Raw genomic sequence first — 21,331 nt, 5'->3', positions numbered from 1 at the left:
GTAATTATAACATGCTTCAAAAAGCAAATATTGCTGATTGATATATGAAAAAAGAAGCCCTACTACCGTAGGACTTCTTTTTTAACTATTTGGAACTGCTTCTCTTAAAGAGCTTACTGAAGTCGACCCCTTCATAAGTTAACTTAACTGCTGCTGATAAAGTAATTGGTAAGATAAATACCAAGATTAACAAACCAACATCAACAGTCAAAGCAACTTCAATCAAGGTTGGAATACCTGATGGAATCAAGGCTGCAAAAGTACCACCTAAGATAACTGCTGCTGAGATAACAACAGTACCAATGATAGAACATGCCTTCAAGATTCTTGAACTTGGAGTTGCGTAACCTTCAGTTTCAAGCTCACGATAACGAGTCATAAGGAAGATACTGTAATCAACACCCAATGCAATCAACATGATGAAACTGAAGAATGGAGTGTTCCAAGTAAGCATGCTCTTGCCAAGAACTGCCTTAACAATCCATTGGTTGATTGAAAGTGAGCAGAGGTAGGCAATAAGCAAAGTACCAAGAATGTAAATTGGTTGAAGAAGTGAACGAGTTACAAACATCAATGCAATACCGATACCGATTAACATGATTGCAGCGGTTCTGACGAAGTCACCACCAGCAACAGTCTTAGTATCCTTGATCTTTGAACTTTGACCACCCATAGCTACTTTAGCATTCTTAAGTGCAGTACCTTGGAATGACTTCTTAGCCATTGCACTCAATTCTTGTGATTCATCAGTAGCTTCAGTTGCACTTGGATTTGAGTTGAATACAACAATGATTTGAGCTGACTTCTTGTCTGGGCTGAGATATACATCCATTGACTTCTTGAACATTTCGTTCTTCAAGAATTCTTTTGGAATGTAGAAAGTATCTGCAGCTGCAGATGAACCTAAACCTCTGAGGTAAGTCTCACCTTGACCTAAACCACTGTTTACAGTGTCAATACCAGTAGTAAGTTGTGGAACTTTAGAAGCTAACTTACCTGCACCGTTTGCAAGTTGACCAGCACCACTGTTCAATTGGCCGATGCCTGAGATAAGTTGTGGAGCTTGGCTAGCTAATTGACCAACACCACTGTTAAGTTGACCAGCACCATTGGCAAGAGTACCAAGACCGTTGTTCAAAGTACCTGCACCGTTTGCAAGAGTACCAAGGCCATTGTTCAAAGTGCCTGCACCGCTTGCAAGAGTACCAAGACCGCTTTGAAGTTGACTAGCGCCACTATCAAGTTGACCGGCACCTGAACTTAAACGACCAGCACCAGCACTTAAGCTGCCAAGACCTGAGTTAAGTCGGCCTGCACCGCTGTTAAGAGCTGCAGCACCTGAGTTAAGTCTTTGTGCACCAGCAACACCTTGGCTAGCAGCCGATTGAACTTGGCTTAAACCTGAGCTTAATTGACTCAAAGCAGTTGCGGCACCTGGAAGTGCTTGATTTGAAGCTTGAGCTAACTGAGTTACTGATTGTTTTAATTCAGATACTCGACCAGCTAATGAAGTTAATGGTGAAGTATCAATATTTATTGAAGCGGTATTACCACCAGCTGCACCTGATGCTTTACTTGAAGCAGCTGCTTTAGCAGCACTTTCAGCCTGAGCCATTTGCTCATTGGAAATCTCAACACCTTGTTGCTTCAAACTACCCAGCGCAGCTGAAACTGCGGCAGTAGAAGCATCACTTACAGCACTAGCTGCTGAACTTTGGGCTTGTTTTTGTGCTTCACTTAATTGTGATTGAAGGCCTGACAATTGTTGAGTCAAACCCGAAACATCGATACCACTAACTTCTTGATTCAATTGTTGAATACCATTATTAATTTGTGGTAAAGCAGTTTGCAAAGTTGCAAGTTGTTGTCTGTTAGAACCACTTAATTGAGTTGAAAGTTGTGAACTCAATTGTTGTAATTGGTTCACCATTTGTTGAGTACCGTTTTGAAGACTTTGAGTACCACTTTGTAAACTTTGAGCTCCGCTTTGAAGACGGTTTGCACCACTTTGTAAGCTATTAGCACCAGTTACTAAAGCGTGAGTACCACTGCTCAAACGACCTGCACCAGTTTGTAGACGAACGGCACCGCTTTGAAGTTGGCTTGAACCACTTTGAAGACGGTTCGCACCGCTTACCAATTGGCTTGAACCATTTTGTAAACGAACGGCACCATTTTGAAGGCTTTGCGCACCGTTTTGAAGACGACTTGCACCACCAACTAATTGTTCAGCACCGCTTTGAAGACGACCAGTACCATCTTGAAGTTGATCTGCACCATCTTTCAAGCTATTAGCACCATTAGCGACTTTATTGGCACCTTTACTTAATTTACCCAAGCCTGAACGCGCTTGGTCAACCCCTTGGTTAACAGTATTCAATTGATTGTTTACATAAAGCATATCAATTGGTTCACCATAAGGCTCCGTTACAGATGTAACAAACGCTACATCTTTTGAACCTTGAAGTTGTCTAGTTAATTGGTCAATCAACTTCAAGTTTTCTTCATTATCTAATCTATGTTTACTTTGAATGTACAAGTATGATGGTTCAGCCATACCCTTTGAGAAGTGCTTTTGAACCACTAATAAACCTTGCTTTGATGGAACTGAATCAGCAATTTCATCAGTATCATCATAGTTTAAATGTCCTGAGTACATTAACATGAATGGAACAGTAACAACTGCCAAAACAACCAAGTAAATAATTGGGTGTTTTAAAGTTGAAGCTGAAATACCATGCCAAAGCTTATCATCACTTTCACCAGTGAATTTCTTAGAAGGCCAGAACATGCGCTTACCAAGAACAGCCATAAAGAATGGGTTTAATGTCAAAAGTACTACCAAAAGTACGGCAACACCTACAGCAACACCTACAGCTGATTGGTAAACTGAAAATCTAGCTAAACTTAATGCAGTAAACCCAATTAAGATAGATGAACCTGAGTAAAGAATAGTCTTACCAGCATTACGAAGCGCATCATGCATCGCTTCATATTTGTCCATTCCCTTCCCCAGATCCTCTTTAAATTTGTCATATAGCAGGATGTTGTAATCAGTACCGATACCAAACAGTACGATAACCATAAATACCTGTGTAAAGTTTGAGAATGGGAAGTTGGCATGTTCAACCAAATTAGTAACAATTGAGAAGGAAGTAAGGAATGATACACCAACTGTTAATAATGAAATTAATGGAACAATTGGTGACTTAAACACAATGACTAAAACAATGAAAATAAATACAATAGTAATTGCTTCAGTCTTCTTGATTCCTTCTTGAATCGAAGCTGAAAAGTCATGTTGCAAAACATCAGCACCAGTTACATAGGTGCGAATACCCTGCGTCTTAACAGCTTTATTCATTTGATCATAAACTTCTCCAATAGTACCGTGACTCTTAGCAATATTAAATTGCGCTACCCAAGTCGTACCATCTTTTGATTGAAGTTTCTTTCTAGTAGCAATATTAGAATCAGGAAGTAATGAATCCTTAATTCCATATTTACTTTTATCATTAGTGAACTTGTCAAGCGTATTGTTGATAGCCTGCTTATCAGCCTCTGTTAGCTTGCCATGTTCTTTATTAAAAACGAGTGCTACTTCATACGTGTTCTTCTTTTTCGCACCCCAATTATTTTGAATTGATTGAGCCACATTACTTTGCACATTGCTTGGTAATGTAATATCTGAGTGAGCATTAGTCAACTCAGTAATATTTGGCAAAGCAACAAGGGAAATTATCAATATCAAAATCCATGCAATCAGAGAAAAAACATGATTTTTCAGAAATTTCTGCACTTTCTTTTTTCCTCCCTATTTTTGTAAATCAGGTACTGGTTCTACAAGACGCAAAATCATCTCGTGATAATGACGATTAGATTCCTCTTCTGTCTCATCATTAAATGATAATGATTTATCCAAAAAGACATATCCCAATACAGCGCCAATTAAAGCATGAAATGAAATGACACTTTCTTTTCTAAAATTAAGCCTTTCACCTAATTGAATTAAAGCCAAGATCTCTTGATTAATTGCTGCATCACTTGGATATTCATTCAAGTGATATAAGATACTCGACAATGCAGGATCTTCTAATAAAAAATTCCGCACAATATCTGCAAACTTAAGCAACGCATCCCTACCGGACATCCCAATTAAGCTCTCCATTAACTTGTGACGTAAAATTTTGATTCGACTAGCACCAACAAGTGAGAGTAATTGCTTCCGACCAGAAACGTAATGATATAAGGATTGTGATCTAACATTCAAAGACTTAGCTAAAGTCGGTAATGTTGTCTCACTGAGTCCCTTATCACTTATCAACTTAGTTGCTTGATCGATAATCTTATTCAAATCAAGATTTCTTCTCTGTGCCATTCTCATCCCTCCTTCTCCTAGCATAGTAAATAATATATCACTACATAATGAAGAATACAATCTACAATGTGTAAATATTTTATTTTTTAGAAAAAAATACGACAAGGATTAATCCTTGTCGCATCTATGAATAATGTTGTTTATTTTCTCTTAGTAAACCAATTATTAACTTGTGTACCTAACTTATTGAAGTTCTTATTACTGCTGCTCCAAGCAGAAATACAATAAGCATTGCCTCTTCCTTGAACAATTGCTACAGCAAAATCATTGTCACCAATCGCATAAACACCACCACTGATTCCGTTAACTAAGCTTGGACGTGGCTTGGAACTAGCTAGCGTACTCAAGACCCTACTTGCATGCTGACGATTAAGTACACGACCTTGATACAAACCAATCATTGTTTTAGCTAAATCATTAGCTGTTGTCTTACCATAGGAACTACCATTAAAGTTCTTAGCAATTGTGGTTTGCGTAGCTCCCATTCTTTTAGCAACTGAATCTACATTGTTAACACCAATTTTTCTAATTAAAGCATTTGAAGCAGTCTTATTTCCTTTTAGCATTGCTTCACGCAAATAAGCTACACCATAAGCCATATTAACCTGAAACATGCGATCTCCACTGGCTTTATCAGATTTCTTAATCTTAATCGCTGTCTTAGAACCCATCTTACCTTGTTGCTCATTTTCATAAAGTGCGATCAGCAAAAATAGTTTCATTGCTTTATTAGCATCGTGCGATTTATTGGTATTAGAAACCACTGCAAAACGATTAGAATTATTCAAATCCTGGACTACTATTTGATAACTATTATCAAGTCCCATTACTTTTTTAATAATTTTAGTTAATTTCTTATTGCTACCCGATTTAGCAGTAACATGATTTGAATATTCAATTGAATTGACTTTTGGTTCCTTAAGTTTCTTTACACTTGGTTCTTTTGCTTTTTTCTTGTTCTTATCCTTTACCACCTTACTACTTTGAGGTGCGACAACTTTTAACTTAGCATTCTCAACTCTTCTCGTATTTGCTGAATACAGAATAAAAGCGAGCAGTGTTGAAATAAGTGCTCCTACAAATACTTTATGCTTCATTGATTTTCCTCATCTTTTAAAAGAAATGATGTTTCTTCATTAATATGACTAGCCATACCATTAATACTACCATCAAAAGGATAATTAATACCCAGTCAAAAGAATTCTTCAAAATTGGTAGACTAACATTCATTCCATAAAATCCAGTCAAAATAGTTGGAATAGTTAAAACTAAGGACCACACAGTTAAGAACTGCATAGTATCGTTCAAGTTATTGTTCATCATATTATTGGAAGTTGCTGATAAAGTTTTAGTAACTTGCTGGGAAATCTGAACCATTTCCGCAGATTGACTTGATTCAATAAGAACGTCGTCTAATCGTTCTCTTGCCTCTTTGGTAAAGAGTAACTTACTATGATCCAAACTGTGGAGCATCATTAAATCAGTTTGGATGGAACTGGATAAATAAACTAAACTTTTTTCAATATTAGATAGTTCAACTAAATCCTTATTATTAATATCATCAGACAATTTTTGATCCAAACTGTTCCGTTCAACATCTAACTGAGTAACGGCGCGTTGAAAATATTGCGATGAGTATAAGAAGAACATCATCAATAATTCTGTTACGTCTTTAGCTTCAGATAGTCGTTCACGCATATGTTCATCATTGAATTCATCAAAGACATAGCTGGTTGACTCAGTATGAAACGTAAAGACATTTTCTCCCACAACCAAAAAAGTAATTGGGTGCGAGGTAAAGTGTTTAATTGTATTAGTTGGCCAAATTGGCACGTCATAAACTAACAAATGACTTCGTGTATGCACATCATAGTCGTAGTGTGGACGTTCGTGACGGTCAGAAATATATGAGATAATATCCGGAGTAAAATTAAAATCACTCTGCAACTTATCACTATCTTCCTCACTCAAGTTGTTGATATCATACCATTTGTAATTTGTTTTCACGGGGAAATTTTGTTGTCTAATCAACCAGCTCACCTCTACTTTTATTTGCTTATTAAATGGTAACATTTTTCCTTAGTAGTTAGGAACTAGATTGCAGAAAAAAAGCAGGCCATATGGTCTGCTTTTAGTTATTGCTATTCAGTTTTATTGCTTCCAAGCAGCATCAAATTTTTGTTTACCATTATCAATTTGACTGTTAATATTTTGACCCTTTTGTGCTGCAGCAAGAATATTTTGCATAATACTGTTCAATTGTTGGAATGCAGCATTTGAGTTCTTAGAAACTGGAACACTGTATAAATTCTTCATTGAATCTTCAAGCTTAGCAGGAAGCTTAGTATTCTTGCCGTTCTTGTATGCACTTGAAGTTACAACGCCGTCGTTAACTGGAATGTAACCAGTTGCGTTAGCCCACTTAAGTTGGCTTGACTTAGAAGTTAAGAACTTAATGTACTTAAATGCTGCAGCCTTTTGATCAGCACTTGCGTGGTTGAACATGTAAATATCAGTACCTTGTTGCAAAGTGTACTTACCAGGACGAGGAGCAACATCATAAGTAAACTTGTTACCTACACCTTGCTTAACGAAACCTTCACCTGCTGAAGTACCGATAAACATAGCAACTTTTTCGTTAGCAAATGGACCTGAAAGGTAGTGGTCTGACCCAGCCATTCTGAAGTACCCCTTCTTAACACCATCTGCGTAGTAGTTAATAACTTTCTTTGAAGTTGAACCATTAAAGTTAATCTTGTCTGAGAAGTTTACGCCTTCATCCTTCATACCAAGAGTGTAGTAGTTAGAAAGTGAATCAAAACCTGCACCTACAACTTTATGGTTACTCTTCTTGTAAATAGTTTCTGAAACTTGCTTAAGTTCTTCCATAGTAGTTGGAACTTTCTTAATGCCATATTTCTTAAACATATCTGCATTGTAAGTCAAAGTTTCAATTGACTTGTTAAATGGGATACCGTATTGAGTACCCTTGATCTTAGCACCATCAAGAAGTTCTGTTCTAATACCTGAAGCCTTAGCACTGCCCCAACCAACATTCTTGTTATTGATGTATGGAGTCAAGTTAACAAGCATCTTGTTTTGTGCGGCATTCCAAAGCCAGCCTGGATATGCTTGAGTAATAGTTGGTAAGTTGTTTGGTGATTGCAAAGTTGAGTTAATCTTTGCTTGTAAATCATTGTAAGCACCTTGGTTTTCCAACTTAATAGTGATCTTAGGGTTCTTCTTTTCAAATTCATTGGTCAATTGCTTCAAAGTTGAACCTTGAACGCCTGGCATAGCATTCCAGAAAACAACAGTAGTCTTCTTGTTAATCTTTGATGGAATCTTCTCTGAACTAGATGAAGAGTTACTACCTCCATTTGAACAAGCAGCAGTACTAACTAAGGCCAAAGTAGCAACGGCAGCCATAGCAAGTTTCTTACTAAACTTCATTGGATAAATCCTCCTAAAAAATAAAACTAAACAACAATATATTTTTTGATTCACTAAAGCGTGACAGTTTGGCCACGTTTAGGTAAAATCCGTTCTCCAAATGGATTCTCTTCCAGCTCCGGATGCAGTGTGTGCACCGGTACCAAAACAGCTGGCTGAATCCCGCCAATAATTTCTTTGAGTTCTCCTTCATCAGCATGACCTGAACAGCGAAGCGCCTTGAACTCAATATTATTTTTAGCAAACTGCTCTACAAATGGCTTGTATGCAGGGTCAAAATCACCTAATGGTTCTGCATTTGAGTGGATATAAAGTCCACCCTTTTGAAGCTTATCATAGTCGCTTACTGCTTGCCATAAGTATTTTGATTTATCTGCTAAAAGTTGGTCGTAATCCACTTCAAGTTCAGGATTTAAATCTTCATACCTTTGATCATCTGGCAAGTAATAATAAGGATAGTCTTCTTTGAGGCTTTCCTTAATTAGATGGGCACGCTTAGCATGTAAAACCACTTTTCTTGGTGAATCAGAGATAATTCTCAAGATTCTTTCTACATTAGTTGGATAAGTATTAAAAGTGATCTGACGTTCAGGGTTAGCATTTTGCAAGCGGACTATCTCTTCAGTAAGTTCCACTTCATTTTTAGGACCAGTGAATTCCTCACTATTTTCATCATGCTTTTCTTCTGGCCAAGAAACACCGGTTCCTTCAATGATTAACATATCGCTACCCTTAGACGCCTTCATAAAGTCACGTACCCAATCCGGATGGTAGCCATGAAGGCGAATATCACCCGTATAAGCAATCTGCTTATCAGGAGTTTTAATAATCAAGCCTGTAGCACCATAAGCATCGTGATCGCTTGGATATATTTCCAGGGTAATATCCCCCACATTAATTGGCTTTTTATACTCAGCCGCAATAATTGGACGAGTATAGTTCTTATCATGCCCAGCAGCCGGTAAAAGGAAGTCACCATTTTCATTTAATGCAGGAAGTAAATGAGCAGTGATTGGACCTGCATAAAGTGGAATTTCTGGAGCCAATAAGTTTAGCGCCTTGCTATGATCCAGGTGTAAGTGTGAAATATAAGCTGCAGAATGTTCCCAGCGCTCAGTATCAATTGGCTTTCCCGTAATTTGTGGATCATAAAAGTTAGGTACATCCCCAATTAATTCATTTTTAATCAATGTCTGATAACTTTCATCAGGCAAATTCAATTCAGGACGATATACTTCGCCTAGATCAAATAAAACATGTGATTTATTATAAGCTACCTCAATCATCGGTCCGCCAATTGTGGTCAAACCATTATAAAAAGTAACAGTTGTCTTATCCTTTAAGGTCATTACGTACTACTCCTCGAATAATTTGTTTTCTAAAGATGAAGTATAAAATCAAAATCGGTAAAACAGTTAACGTTGCAGCTGCTAATTGCAATTGTGTTTCACTTCCGGCATCTGAAGCAAATGAAGTCAAACCGTTGTTTAACAATCTCATGCTATCTTCATTAGTTACCAATAATGGCCATAAGAATGAATTCCAACCTGAAATAAAGCTCAAAAGTGCAACAGTAAACAGGCCACCTTTAGACATTGGCACTAAAATTTTCCAAATATATTCCCAATCACTTGCTCCATTAATCATCGCAGCCTTGTAAATGGTTGGAGAAATTGAGCCAAAGTAACTTTGTAAGTAATACATGTAGAAAATGGAAGTCAAGAATGGCAATACCAAACCAATGTAAGTATTAAGCAGACCCATTCTAGCAATAGTGTTGTAGTTAGTGAAGATGATTGCTTCACCAGGTACCATCAAAAGTGATAGTAAAACAACTTGAACTACACCCTTACCTTTAAACTTTAAGTTAACCATTGCAAATGCACCCAAAAGGGCGTTAAACAAACTTACGATAGTAGTTACACTAGCCGTAATAAAGGTGTTTAAGAAGTAACGACCAAATGGAGCTTGAGAGAAGACTTTAGCATAGTTTGACCATTCAAAGTGCTTGGGGATAAGAGTCGGCGGAATTGTTGTAGTTTCTCTAAAACTCATCAATCCACCTAAAATCATGTAGACAAATGGAAAGACAGTGATAATAGCAAAAAGTGCCAAAATGATATAGGCAACTAAAGTACCCCAACGAATTTTTTTCATTTTTTACTGTCCCCCAATCTTTTTCATCATCTTACGTTGTAAGAATGTTACAAACATAATAATCAAGAATAAAATCACTGTGGCAGCCATTGCTACACCTGGTGTTCCGACAATTTGGAACTTGTTATAGATGTAGAACACTGCAGTTGTTGCGGAATTACCAACCCCGGCTTGTCCATTGAACAAAGCATATACAGAAGTATAAATCTTAAATGCAGCAATAATGTTCATTGTGAGCAAGAAAGCAATAGTTGGTACAAGTTGGGGGATCGTAATACGCCAGAATTTCTCTGTACCACTTGCTCCATACATATCTGCGATTGTGTAGTAATTAGGATCAATATTACGAAGTGCACCCATCAAGATAACAATATTAAATGCAAGTGAGGTCCACACACCAAAGATAATAATGGTAGTAAGAGACATCGCAGGATCATCAATCCAGTTAGGGGTTGGTAAATGTAATGCTTTAAGAACGAAGTTAAGCATCCCGTATTCGCCATTAAAGATATAGCGGAATACAATACCAATCGCAATAGTTGAAGTAACATAAGGCATAAAGAAAGTCGTTTCAAAAAATGACTTATGCTTTACACGACTGAAAATAAACCAAGCTAACATGATTGAAATTGCAAGTGCAACAGGCACTGAAATTAATGCATAAAGCAAGGTGTTTTTTATAGCGCGCCAAAATTCTGGATCGCTAAAAATATATTGATAGTTACTAAAACCAGCCCAATTCAAATTAATTAAAGAGCCACTTTGAAAACTCATTACAAAAGCTCTTAGAATTGGATAAATACTAAAGAAAGTAACAAAAATAATTGTTGGCGCTAAAAAGAGCCAAGCTTTCTTTTGATTGCTCTTCATTAGTAGACACGCTCTCCTTCCTTATCAAATATGAATAATCGGTCGAGTCGCATCTTAAGTTTAATGCTATCTCCAGCTTTAATTGGAGTTTCAAGGTTAACTAATGAACGAGCTTGAACACCATCGTGAGTGAATTTCAAAATACGTTCACGACCAATTAATTCAACATCGTCAATATTAGCTGAAACTGCACCATCTTCAGCTGGCAAAATATTTTCAGGACGAATAGACAAAGTATATTCGCCATCTGTTAAGTCACGTTTAAAACGACTTTTATCTAAATCATTAACATTAAGTTCAAAGTCTGAACCGCTAATCTTGTCTCCAGCAACAGTAACCTTAAAATTATCAATTACAGGATTACCAACAAAGTTAGCTACAAAGTAATTATTAGGTTCAAGATAGAAGTTTTGACCTAAATCATCTTGTTGGATTACTCCATTATTAAAGAGAATAATCTTATCTCCAATTGATAAAGCTTCTTCTTGATCGTGAGTAACAAATAAGGTAGTAATACCCACTTTTTTAACTAAACTACGGATTTCTTCACGAATCTTTAAACGAAGACGCGCATCAAGGTTACTTAAAGGTTCGTCCATCAAAAGAATCTTAGGTTGTTGAACTAAAGCACGAGCAATAGCAACACGCTGCTGTTGACCACCTGATAAGTTACCTGGCTTTTGATCAGCTAATTCGGTAATTTGAGTAGTTTCCATGTACTTTTCTGCGATTTCCTTTGCTTTATCTTTAGGCATCTTATGTTTACCTACAGTTAAAGGGAACATAACATTTTGAAGTACTGTCATGTGTGGATATAAAGCATAATTCTGGAAAACGTAGCCAATCTGACGATCTTTTGGAGCTACGTTAACAACAGACTTACTATCAAAAAGGATATCACCGCTTGTTGGATTAAGAAGACCGGCAAGCATATTTAAAATAGTTGTTTTACCACAACCAGATGGTCCAAGTAAACAAACTAGATCACCCTTTTTTACTGAAAAGCTGACATCTTTAATTGCTTCATGACCGTTGTCATAAACCTTCTTGAGGTTCTTTACCTCCACGAATCTATCATCATTCATAAGTTTCACACACCACTATATATTGATTTATTTTTATAAAATTCCTTATTAATTCTAAGCTATATGGACAAAAATCACAAATATTTCATGTAAAAAATTCGTAGTTATCCCTTATTGATGAAATATTTTTCACTTAGCATTCGTATCTGGTTCGTATTTTATAAATCAAAAACTACTTTTTTGTCTTTTTGTTCGTATTTACTAAATATTGTGGTACGTACCAAAAAAAGATCATGAAATAATCACGATCTTTAAAAAAATTATAAATTATCACCACGTTCAAATTGATATTTTGAACTATTTAAAGCTTGTCTTACTAAATTACTCATTAAAGTCTTAGTCTTTTTAGTAATTACACCAGCAGTAGCATCATTAGCATTAGTTAAATAATTAATTAATTCAGTACCTTCTAAGTCTTTGGCTTTTTCGTCGATTTCATCAATACGACCAATACCATAACTTTGACAATCATCACGGTAAGCATTTACTTCATAAATGTATTGGTGATAACGTGGTTCAACAATTACTTGCAAAGTCTTGTAAAGCCAGTAAGCACTGCTATCTGGATCAACTGTATGTTCTGCCACTTTGTAGTTAAGTGGAGTATCTTCAATGTTCGTGTAGAAAGGAACATATGGAGAATATGCATAAAAGCCAAAGTTTACCCATTGAACACCAGCAATCTTAGCAGGAACATCATTTCTAATTTGCAAGATACTGGATTCTTGGTTTCTATCCAACGCAATTGAACGGAACATCTTTTGTTCTTTTTCGCTGCCGGATGAGAAAGTATCCATTGGATCATATGGCGTACCGTTATAGTGACTAGTTAAAAACTTTTGTACATCTTCAACGCCAATCTTCTTTTCAGGAACGCGAGTAAATGGCATTTCTTGACTGGTTGGGTCTTGTTCAATACTTGGGTTGAACAACTTTTGACCATACCAAGTTCTTGGTGTGTTGTAAAAAGCATCAGCTTCATCCTTGGTGCCAAAAATATCTCTAAATGAAAAACTACCATCTGTACTATTATTTAAGTGATTCTTTTCGACAAATTCCTGGATACCTTCACTCCACATAAAGTTATCAGGATCAGAAAAATCAACATCTTGAATTACCATAATGTTAGGGCAAATAGCATAAGAATTATCAGGAATACGTGCAGCTACCCATTGGTGACCCGCACCAGTTTCAAGATACCAAACTTCTTTATTATCGGAAAAGGCAATCCCATTACTTTCACCAGTACCATACTTTTCAATCAAGCGGCCTAAACGCTTAACCCCTTCACGAGCAGTTTTAACAAAAGGCAAGGTAATGTAAACCATGGAGTCTTCGTTAATTCCATCTGCCACTAGTGGATCATGGCCTAAGCAACGCGCATTAGTTGCTTCAGTTTCCGTAGCAGACATAGCCACGTTATATTCGTTGATACCTTGTTCATCCCAGCGACCTTCTGAATCATCTGCCGTTGGAGCAGCAGTCCACTTGCAGCCATCTCCTTCAAGGTGCATCTTAAAGCCGTTGTATTTTGAAACATAGTCTTCATCGTAGTGACGAGCCTTATTTACGACAAAAAGCTTTTCGTTGATGCCGCCGTACCCATCTTCATCACGAGCAATCATGGTTGAACCATCAATTGAAGCGTCTTTACCTACTAGGATTGCAGTACAATTATCTTTTTTCATTTGTGTTCTTCTTTCTTATTTTCAAAAAACTATAGCCTTATTTTACTCTTCATTCACCTGCATTTGGCGATTAACTTTAGCTCGACCATTATTATAATCAAATTCGTAACCTGGTTGAACGTTATACAAATAGACATTGAAATCCAAAGTACCATCTGTAGAAACGGCTTGTAAATTTACACCGCGCGCCATCAATTCATTGCCTCTAAAGATCGCAGTCGCTTGATAAATCACGCGCTTATTTTGGCGTAAAGCTTTACGAACTTTCGCTTCAAAAATTGTTTGAATTTTTTGATTAGAAAAAGCCGATTGAGTAAATAAGTTTTTAGGATTGTTCTGATCTCCCGACTGATTTCCCGGGTTATAATTACCATCTTGATCAATACCGGCAGAGACAGAATATGCAATTAAATGTCCACGATTATAGATCTGTGTGCCGTTTCGACGGTTATAATGCCACCCAGTAGGTTCAACAAATTGGCGTACACGTAGACTATCATTTGCAACATTTCGTTTTTCTAAAAATCCTGTATTGGGGCGTGAAGTTCTATTTAAAGAATCAAGACTTGAGTAAATTACTCGATTAACTTTCCATGAGCTTTTAACCAAAGTTGAACGGTTTTGGTTTACTTCTGTATAAGCACGATCACCACTCTTAAAATTCAAATTGGCTAACTTATCATAATCTGTTTGAGATAAGCCGCCATAATACTTATTGCTCTTAGAAGCATCCTTGATCGTATTGCTTACATGCTCACTGCTATTGCCGGTTACTTCTTTGATAAACTGGGTACCATTTGGATCGCTACCAGCCTTAGTAAAGATTCCCCAGACAATTGCAATAATTACAATAGCTGAAGATAAAACAGTACTTTGTTTTTTCCGCTTTCTTTTCGCCATGTTTTTTCTCTAACTCCGTGCCCAATCATCAAGCATCCCCAAAAAGAAACTTTCTGATAAACGCTTAATTTTGCTACCATTTTTGATAAAATCTCTGGCAGTATTTAGATCTTCATTATCTTTTCTAAAGAAATCATGATCACCCATAATTAAATAATTAGTCATTGGATCAACCTTATCCACATTTTTACCGCCCATATTTTCGATCATCTTGCCAGCATCTTCATTATCCATGTGAATATGTCCAGATAAAACAATCTTTTTATTTTGCACAGGATTACGATAACCAAGTTGATAATAATCAACCTCATCACCAGTTAAATCCACATTTTTAATTTTATTTCGGGCATTTTCAAGAAGTTCATCTGTAAAATGCTCACTAAAGTCGTTATACACCTTGATCGTATCCAATGAATCAGCTAACCCATGATGCTGCTCTACTTTAGCAATTCCTGCACGTTGCATACAGTCAATTAAGCGATTATGACGTTCACGAGGATAATATGCACGAGCCAATCTCAAAACATCAACATAATCATTATTTAAAATTGGCAACTTAAACTTCTGACTTAAGTCATATAAGAAATTCAAGTCAAAGTTAATGTTATAACCTGCGATTACATCATCACCGATAAACTCTCGAAACTCTGTAATTGCTTGTTCCGCAGGAATTCCTTCATTAATAATCTGCTCTTCCGTAATTCCATTTAATTTAGTAATAAAAGCCGGAACCTTATTATTCTTAGGGAATTTCACTAAATTTGTGTATTGATCAACGATCTGACCATTTCTTACCTTAACAGCCCCGAGTTCCGTAATTCGATCACGATATGGACTGAGACCTGTTGTTTCAATATCAAGCATGGTGTAATTGGACAAAAAATCTGGTCTTTCTTGTCCCTTCTGGCGCAATTTATCTTGCGCACCAGAAACATGCAAAATTCCGTTCTTTACGTATATACTCATCTTTCACCTATTTAGTTAAATTCATTAATGTTTCATGCGTATCAGAACCAAAACCAATTGCTCGCTTTTTAAGATCATCAGGCAAATTATCATTAGCTAAATCAGCAGCAATATAGTGCCAGTTAGAAAATTGCTGTACTAAGTTCACCATTGGATCAAGCAATTGGGGACTGGTTGCATCAACGCCGAGCTCTAATACCACAACATTCTTCTCCTCATTACCTGTTAAGAACCAACGAAAACGTGTATTAGCATCAGTATCAGGGAAGAAATGAGCATTGAGCGGCATATGTAACTCCATTGGACTGCCACAATCTTCGCACTTTGGCAATTCACCTTTTCCTTGTAAAAATTGCTTTACTACTTCACGGTTATCTTTTTGACCATGATTAATTCCACTAGAGCATTGCATTTTAGTCCAGTCACCAAAAGCATCAAAAATACGATTTTCATTAAAACCAGCATTTTCAAAGAAATGAGCAAAAGTACTGGTAGCAATAAAGTATTCTTTATCTTCAAGTAACTTTTCTAATGCTTTCATATTTTCGCTTTTTTCATATTGGAGAGAGTATTCATTGATAAGCTTACTCCAAAAAGTCCATTTCTCTTCCCAGCTATCAAATTCTTTATCTAAAGCGTCGCCAATTGTATGAACATCATACTTCTCCGCAATTTCACCAAATTGATTATCGAAGTTCTCTTCACTTAAGATGTCGAGTCCTTCTTCCTTAGCCATACCATTACCTGCAGTAACAATTACAGCATCAGCATCTTTTAACCATTCGTTTGCTTTAGTCAAATCTGTCATTTTTATCTCTTTTCCTAATTAATTTGTATAACCTGTAAAATGTAGTTTTCCATCGATATATTCGCCTAAAAAGATATCATTGATACTATTATAACCTGCTTTTTTAACTTCTTGCTCGAGCCAAGTCTCGTCTTTATGAATCAATTCCAGTACATCGATGTTCGCTTGTCCATCGCTGATAATTGGGAAACGGATATTATCTTCATCATTTTCAATAATTGTGAGTTGACCGTTTTGTTCAAAAATACAATTCTTTATCTTTTCTACAGAATAGATGCCGCGACTTCTCAGTTTAAACATCAATTCATTAGCAGAAATCCCTGCCTTCATACAATTTCCTACCAAAACTTTACCATTTTTAATTACTTGAACAGGCTTTCCATCAACAATACCACGAACCCAATTATTATGATCTCGACTAAATTTTAAGATGAAAACAACTAAAGTCCAAAGTATTAAGACTAAAAGAAACTGTAAAATGCTAATGCTAGGATTATAGATCAAGCCACCGATAATTCCACCTAGTACGTAGTTCTGTAATTGATCCAAAGCTGTTGTTGGAGCCAGATTACTTTTACCAAAAACATTAATTTGAATAATTAACGTTAAGATACCAAGGGCAAATTTAATAAAAAGCTGCGTGTAGTCTAATTGCATAATTAATTTCTCACATCCACTCTATGATCAATTACATGGGCCTGCACCAACGTATAAGTATTACGATCTTCATTAAGATTCAATTGATAATCTATATTTTTTGAATCAATTCTTACTATCATGCCATTAACTAAGGTAGTTGAACTGACCAAAACATCTGTTGTCTTAACATTTTCGTCCCGAGCAACAGATTTAATAAAAGGGATAATCTGAGTTGCTTGTGACTTCTGCGTGTTAATTTGTGTGTATTTCTCATATTGTGTCCCCACAAATAGTAATAAAAACAGCAATGCGATAATGCCTAAATCACGATATCTGGTAGCAAAACGATCCCGTAAATAAAGAATCGTAAAAATAATTATTGCTCCAGCAGCAATAAGCATCAAGATATAGAATATTGCACGATCTGTATTCTGATTATTTTGAATATAATTAATGGTGTAAAAGGTCATATGATACTCCTTCCTAGTTTTGACTTATTTTAGCACATCAAAAAAGCAGTGCTTTCGCACTACTTTTCAAATTTATTTACCGTTCTTTTTATCTTTCTTGCTGCGTTTTGCAGTAGCTTTGCGTCTCTTAGAAGTTACAGCTAATCCTGTAATTCCTAATGCAGCTGCTAACCCACTCATCACTTTAGCAAAATCATCTTTTTCTTCACCAGTTGCTGGTAAAGTCTTTTCATTTGTTGAGTTAACAGTAGTTTGTTTTTCATCAGTTTTATCCGTTGCTTCAGTTGAAACATTTTCTGGAGTTACTGAATCATCACTTCCTGCATTTTCAAGAGAAATTACTCTAGCATTGTTTTTGTTGGTTCCTGATCTTGTTTCTTTTCCTGTAGCATGTGGAGCTGTGCGCTCTTCTTCATCATCTTCGTCTGATTGAGATGGGTAATTACCAATTTCATCCTCTGGAAGAGGTGGCGTGGCAATTTCTTCATCATCGCCTGGAGTTGGATCAGGGGTTGGAGTGTCTGGAGTTGGATTATCTGGATCTGGATTATCCGGAGTTGGATTATCTGGATCTGGGTTATCCGGAACATTAGTATTTGCTCTATAAATTACAGTATCCTCTTTATCTAATTTATCGTTGTAGTTTTCATTCGTTACAGTAATATCATATGGGCCTACTTCTTCGCGATCTGCAGTGTAGCCTTCAATCTCCGGACTCTTCACTACGACAAAGGTCTGTGTCTTAGTCCATTCACCATTCCAATTCGTAGTATTAGTAGCCAAGTTCTTTACTCCTGTTTGGGTGAAGACAAGTTTTACACTCACATGGTCTGGTCTAGCTGTACTACCATCTTCGTAAATATAGTGAATGACTTGGTTAACTACCTTATCACGTGTAACTTCTTCGATTCTAGCTCTGTAGATTACAATGTCGTCTTTATCTAAGTTAGTCTTGTAATTTTCATCAGTCACAGTGATTTCATATGGACCAACTTCTAGTCTATCCGCAATGTAATTTTGAATATCAGGACTCTTTACCACTACGAATGTCTGTGTCTTAGTCCATTCACCCCAAGTTTCTTCTCCAGTTTCTAAGTCTTTGATACCTTTTTTCTCAAAGAGTAGAGTCAATGCATGATAATCATCATGAGCTTTCGTACCATTTTCGTAAATGTAATGGATGACTTGGTTAACTTCTTTCTTGAGGTTAAGCTCTTGAGTAGCATTAGCTACGTATCTTACCGTGTATTCTACATCAAGATTATTTTGGTAATTTTTCTCCGTTACTTCAATCGTGTATGGACCAACTACATCGTCATTTTTATCCTTGAGATGATAACCTTCAATTGACGGACTCTTCACACCTGCAAAGTCTTGTGCAAGTGTCCAATTGCCCCAAATAATATTGCCGTTCACAACATCTTTTTGTCCACTCTTAATGAAGTGAAGCGTAACTGCGTGATAGTCCTTATAAGCCGTTTCACCAGTTGCATCATATACATAATGAATGACTTGATTTACATCTTTCTTTTCATTCTCTTCATCCGTTGTCGGAATAAATTTATGCTTCAAGTAAACATAATGGTGTTGATCGTCTTTAATAACCGTACCATTTTGCACACCATCTTTGATTTCTTCTGCCAAAATATATCCGGCATCTTCGAAATTCCATAAGTCGTGGTTATAACCGGTACCGATTAATAAATCTAATTGATGATCAACATGATCATCAAGCTCTATACCATCATCAGGAACAAAGCTATCATTTTTACCAGCCTGTGCAGTATCATGAACATCAACATAGTGAATATGGACGTTAGATTTGGATAATTCAATATGACCTGGCGTGTAAGTAAGATCTAACTTAGGTGGCTCAGGTACAGTAGGTTCCTTTGGCTTTTCTTCACGGAATGCCATACCTGGGATTGAAGTAGAATATGTTGCCCAAGCTGAACCGATGCCGTTACTAAATCTAATCTTGATCTTATTACCATAGACCATAAATGCACCTGCGCCAAAGATTGCCTTTGAGCGATCGGTAGAGCTATCCCAGTTAATGAACTTATCGATAATTTCTTGCTTCCATCCAGCCTCAAGAGCTAATTTCTTCTGCTCTTCAATTGCATCTTCTAAAGTTTGATCTTTACCTGGATATACGGCTAAAACTTCGATATTTTGGTCCGCATATAGAACATCCCCACCATAAGTACCATCATGACGTCTTATGAATGAATCCTGGAATGTAACAGCACTACCGCCATATTCGCTACTATTGTTAAATATTTCAGCTTTTTCAATATAGTCATTACCTGTACCCTGACTGTTCAAGGAACCAGCAGTAATATATGCGGAATTTTTATCTAGGTTAATGGTTTTACCATTTTCAAACAAAATCATTTCCATGGTTACGCCATCGCTGTTTACGTAGAAAAAACCGTCAGTTAATTTGTCACTGAAATAAATACCTGAAGTTCTCTTATCAGCATTTTTCCCCTTATAGTTAGGATTCCAACCACTAAAGATAATCTGAATACTATCGATATTCTTACCCATATAAGTTATGTTCTCTAAGTTAGTATATTGCAGCTTCAAGAACTCGCCGTCGAATTTTTCATCAATGGTGTAGAAATGATTCAATAAGCCATTTAAGATACTGCCGGTTCCTTCATCTACGACACTTCCCTTATTTAGAACTTCAACTTTAGAGTTTTTCTCTTCTCCTAAAATTAAACTCTGTGAAATATCACTTGGATCAATATCGCCTGGCTTATAAAGACCCCATTCTTCTAATTTTTTAACATAAGCATCCTTAGCTGTTTGATAATTCTTCAATTCAGCTTCGTATCTTACTTGATCAGCCTTGTACGCTTCTAGTTCTTCTTTATATTTAGCTAATTTAGTTTCAATATCAGTAATTTGATCAGCAGTAAATTGATTAAGATCTTCAATTATCTTATCGATATTAGTTGCATCAGCCTTATATACTTTGTCACCATCTTGAGTTACTGTATGACCATTATCCTCAGCCTTATTTATTTCCGCATCTAACTTATCTTTGTTTTCTTTATTGGCTTCATCAGCTGCATTTTTTACTTCATCAGTTGTCTTAGTAGTTGTAACTTCTGTAGCTGAATCTTCTGGTGATTCCACACTAGGAGGATCACTTAAAACCGGCTCTTGATTATCCACTGAAGGATTTTGTTGCGTTTCTGTAGTCTCTTCTTGTGTTGTATCTTCTACAGTTGATTCAACCTGTGTTGTATTGTTTGCAGCTTGAGCTTCAGTATTAATTGTTTCATCTATAGGTACAGAAACTTCCGTATTTGTATTATCCACATTACCTTCTGTTTCTACAGTTTCAGTAGTATCTGTTCTTTGCTCTACATCTGCTTTTTCAGTTTCACTACTAATCACATTAATAGTATCTACCTCAGTAATTTCATCTTCGCGTGAGCTTGTAGCTTTGACAGGACGAGCATTTGCTCCTACCACAATTCCAGCTCCAAGTAATACGGAAGCGGCCCCCGTGGTTATCTTTTTACCCTTGTGGGTTATCTTCTTATGATTTTTTCTCATCTTCTTTTTTTCATGTACCATGTTTTATTCTCCATCAAAAAATACATATATACATATAAGAATTTATACATCTTTATGCTTATAATTATATTTGAAAGCATTTTCTTTTTATAGTGACATAATGTCTCTTAAAATTTTCTTAACAATTTTATTTTTAAGTCTTTATAAGTTTTCTTATTTATATATATTCTTAACTTTTTACAGATTTCTCGATATAAATTTTACAGTGGAAGTTTTCATTTCATAAGAGACATAGTGTCACTTTGATTTTTAATTAACTATTTTTAGATATTACTTATGGTTTTGTATGCAAAAAGAGCTACCGAAATATCGATAGCTCT

Annotated in this window: 16 protein-coding genes; all 16 read right to left on the bottom strand. The window is 36.3% G+C overall.

What is annotated here, in order from left to right:
- Positions 1–85: 85 nt before the first annotated feature.
- On the bottom strand, positions 86–3,799 hold the full coding sequence (locus tag SO785_RS00755) for an MMPL family transporter (RefSeq protein WP_011254525.1): 3,714 nt from the start codon (positions 3,797–3,799) through the stop codon (positions 86–88).
- Between the two features lie 15 nt (positions 3,800–3,814).
- Positions 3,815–4,378, bottom strand: a complete 564-nt coding sequence (locus SO785_RS00750; RefSeq protein WP_011254526.1) for a TetR/AcrR family transcriptional regulator — start codon at positions 4,376–4,378, stop codon at positions 3,815–3,817.
- A 140-nt stretch (positions 4,379–4,518) separates the two neighbouring features.
- Complete coding sequence (locus SO785_RS00745) at positions 4,519–5,475, bottom strand: serine hydrolase (RefSeq protein ID WP_011254527.1); 957 nt, start codon at positions 5,473–5,475, stop codon at positions 4,519–4,521.
- Positions 5,476–5,491: 16 nt separating this feature from the next.
- Positions 5,492–6,409, bottom strand: a complete 918-nt coding sequence (locus SO785_RS00740; protein WP_021721382.1) for a magnesium transporter CorA family protein — start codon at positions 6,407–6,409, stop codon at positions 5,492–5,494.
- A gap of 120 nt (positions 6,410–6,529) precedes the next feature.
- On the bottom strand, positions 6,530–7,831 hold the full coding sequence (locus SO785_RS00735) for an extracellular solute-binding protein (RefSeq protein ID WP_003550069.1): 1,302 nt from the start codon (positions 7,829–7,831) through the stop codon (positions 6,530–6,532).
- Positions 7,832–7,884: 53 nt separating this feature from the next.
- Positions 7,885–9,180, bottom strand: coding sequence for an MBL fold metallo-hydrolase (locus SO785_RS00730; RefSeq protein WP_003550067.1), 1,296 nt, complete (start codon positions 9,178–9,180; stop codon positions 7,885–7,887).
- The gene (locus tag SO785_RS00725; protein WP_011254529.1) at positions 9,164–9,988 is read right to left on the bottom strand and encodes a carbohydrate ABC transporter permease; all 825 of its coding nucleotides are present in this window, start codon (positions 9,986–9,988) and stop codon (positions 9,164–9,166) included. Before SO785_RS00725 ends, SO785_RS00730 begins: the two co-directional genes overlap by 17 nt.
- A 3-nt stretch (positions 9,989–9,991) precedes the next feature.
- The gene (locus SO785_RS00720) at positions 9,992–10,858 is read right to left on the bottom strand and encodes a carbohydrate ABC transporter permease (RefSeq protein WP_003550063.1); all 867 of its coding nucleotides are present in this window, start codon (positions 10,856–10,858) and stop codon (positions 9,992–9,994) included.
- Entirely contained in the window at positions 10,858–11,943 is a 1,086-nt protein-coding gene (locus SO785_RS00715) for an ABC transporter ATP-binding protein (protein ID WP_011254531.1), read from the bottom strand. Before SO785_RS00715 ends, SO785_RS00720 begins: the two co-directional genes overlap by 1 nt.
- A gap of 260 nt (positions 11,944–12,203) precedes the next feature.
- Positions 12,204–13,631, bottom strand: coding sequence for a C69 family dipeptidase (locus tag SO785_RS00710; protein WP_003550057.1), 1,428 nt, complete (start codon positions 13,629–13,631; stop codon positions 12,204–12,206).
- A 42-nt stretch (positions 13,632–13,673) separates the two neighbouring features.
- Complete coding sequence (locus tag SO785_RS00705; protein WP_003550055.1) at positions 13,674–14,531, bottom strand: DNA/RNA non-specific endonuclease; 858 nt, start codon at positions 14,529–14,531, stop codon at positions 13,674–13,676.
- A 9-nt stretch (positions 14,532–14,540) separates the two neighbouring features.
- Complete coding sequence (locus SO785_RS00700; RefSeq protein ID WP_003550053.1) at positions 14,541–15,497, bottom strand: exonuclease domain-containing protein; 957 nt, start codon at positions 15,495–15,497, stop codon at positions 14,541–14,543.
- A gap of 7 nt (positions 15,498–15,504) precedes the next feature.
- Complete coding sequence (locus tag SO785_RS00695; RefSeq protein WP_003550052.1) at positions 15,505–16,305, bottom strand: SIR2 family NAD-dependent protein deacylase; 801 nt, start codon at positions 16,303–16,305, stop codon at positions 15,505–15,507.
- Positions 16,306–16,323: 18 nt separating this feature from the next.
- Complete coding sequence (locus tag SO785_RS00690) at positions 16,324–16,962, bottom strand: DUF421 domain-containing protein (protein ID WP_003550051.1); 639 nt, start codon at positions 16,960–16,962, stop codon at positions 16,324–16,326.
- Positions 16,963–16,964: 2 nt separating this feature from the next.
- Positions 16,965–17,414 carry a DUF3290 domain-containing protein gene (locus SO785_RS00685; RefSeq protein WP_003550049.1) on the bottom strand — a complete coding sequence of 150 codons (450 nt, stop codon included), beginning with the start codon at positions 17,412–17,414 and terminating at the stop codon, positions 16,965–16,967.
- 72 nt (positions 17,415–17,486) lie between these two features.
- A complete protein-coding gene (locus SO785_RS00680; RefSeq protein ID WP_003550047.1) occupies positions 17,487–21,011 on the bottom strand; it encodes a mucin-binding protein in 3,525 nt (1,174 codons plus the stop codon).
- Positions 21,012–21,331 lie beyond the last annotated feature (320 nt).

Source organism: Lactobacillus acidophilus, from assembly GCF_034298135.1.
Lineage (GTDB): Bacteria > Bacillota > Bacilli > Lactobacillales > Lactobacillaceae > Lactobacillus > Lactobacillus acidophilus.
Note: the sequence above shows the minus strand (reverse complement) of the source record. Positions and strands in the feature narration are given on the sequence as shown.

What these genes read in the sequence shown, in the direction of transcription:
- SO785_RS00745 (WP_011254527.1), bottom strand. Translation starts at nt 5,475, where the DNA reads ATGAAGCATAAAGTATTTGTAGGAGCACTTATTTCAACACTGCTCGCT.
- SO785_RS00725 (WP_011254529.1), bottom strand. Translation starts at nt 9,988, where the DNA reads ATGAAAAAAATTCGTTGGGGTACTTTAGTTGCCTATATCATTTTGGCA.
- SO785_RS00700 (WP_003550053.1), bottom strand. Translation starts at nt 15,497, where the DNA reads ATGAGTATATACGTAAAGAACGGAATTTTGCATGTTTCTGGTGCGCAA.
- SO785_RS00695 (WP_003550052.1), bottom strand. Translation starts at nt 16,305, where the DNA reads ATGACAGATTTGACTAAAGCAAACGAATGGTTAAAAGATGCTGATGCT.
- SO785_RS00730 (WP_003550067.1), bottom strand. Translation starts at nt 9,180, where the DNA reads ATGACCTTAAAGGATAAGACAACTGTTACTTTTTATAATGGTTTGACC.
- SO785_RS00720 (WP_003550063.1), bottom strand. Translation starts at nt 10,858, where the DNA reads ATGAAGAGCAATCAAAAGAAAGCTTGGCTCTTTTTAGCGCCAACAATT.
- SO785_RS00715 (WP_011254531.1), bottom strand. Translation starts at nt 11,943, where the DNA reads ATGAATGATGATAGATTCGTGGAGGTAAAGAACCTCAAGAAGGTTTAT.
- SO785_RS00680 (WP_003550047.1), bottom strand. Translation starts at nt 21,011, where the DNA reads ATGGTACATGAAAAAAAGAAGATGAGAAAAAATCATAAGAAGATAACC.
- SO785_RS00750 (WP_011254526.1), bottom strand. Translation starts at nt 4,378, where the DNA reads ATGGCACAGAGAAGAAATCTTGATTTGAATAAGATTATCGATCAAGCA.
- SO785_RS00735 (WP_003550069.1), bottom strand. Translation starts at nt 7,831, where the DNA reads ATGAAGTTTAGTAAGAAACTTGCTATGGCTGCCGTTGCTACTTTGGCC.
- SO785_RS00710 (WP_003550057.1), bottom strand. Translation starts at nt 13,631, where the DNA reads ATGAAAAAAGATAATTGTACTGCAATCCTAGTAGGTAAAGACGCTTCA.
- SO785_RS00690 (WP_003550051.1), bottom strand. Translation starts at nt 16,962, where the DNA reads ATGCAATTAGACTACACGCAGCTTTTTATTAAATTTGCCCTTGGTATC.
- SO785_RS00685 (WP_003550049.1), bottom strand. Translation starts at nt 17,414, where the DNA reads ATGACCTTTTACACCATTAATTATATTCAAAATAATCAGAATACAGAT.
- SO785_RS00705 (WP_003550055.1), bottom strand. Translation starts at nt 14,531, where the DNA reads ATGGCGAAAAGAAAGCGGAAAAAACAAAGTACTGTTTTATCTTCAGCT.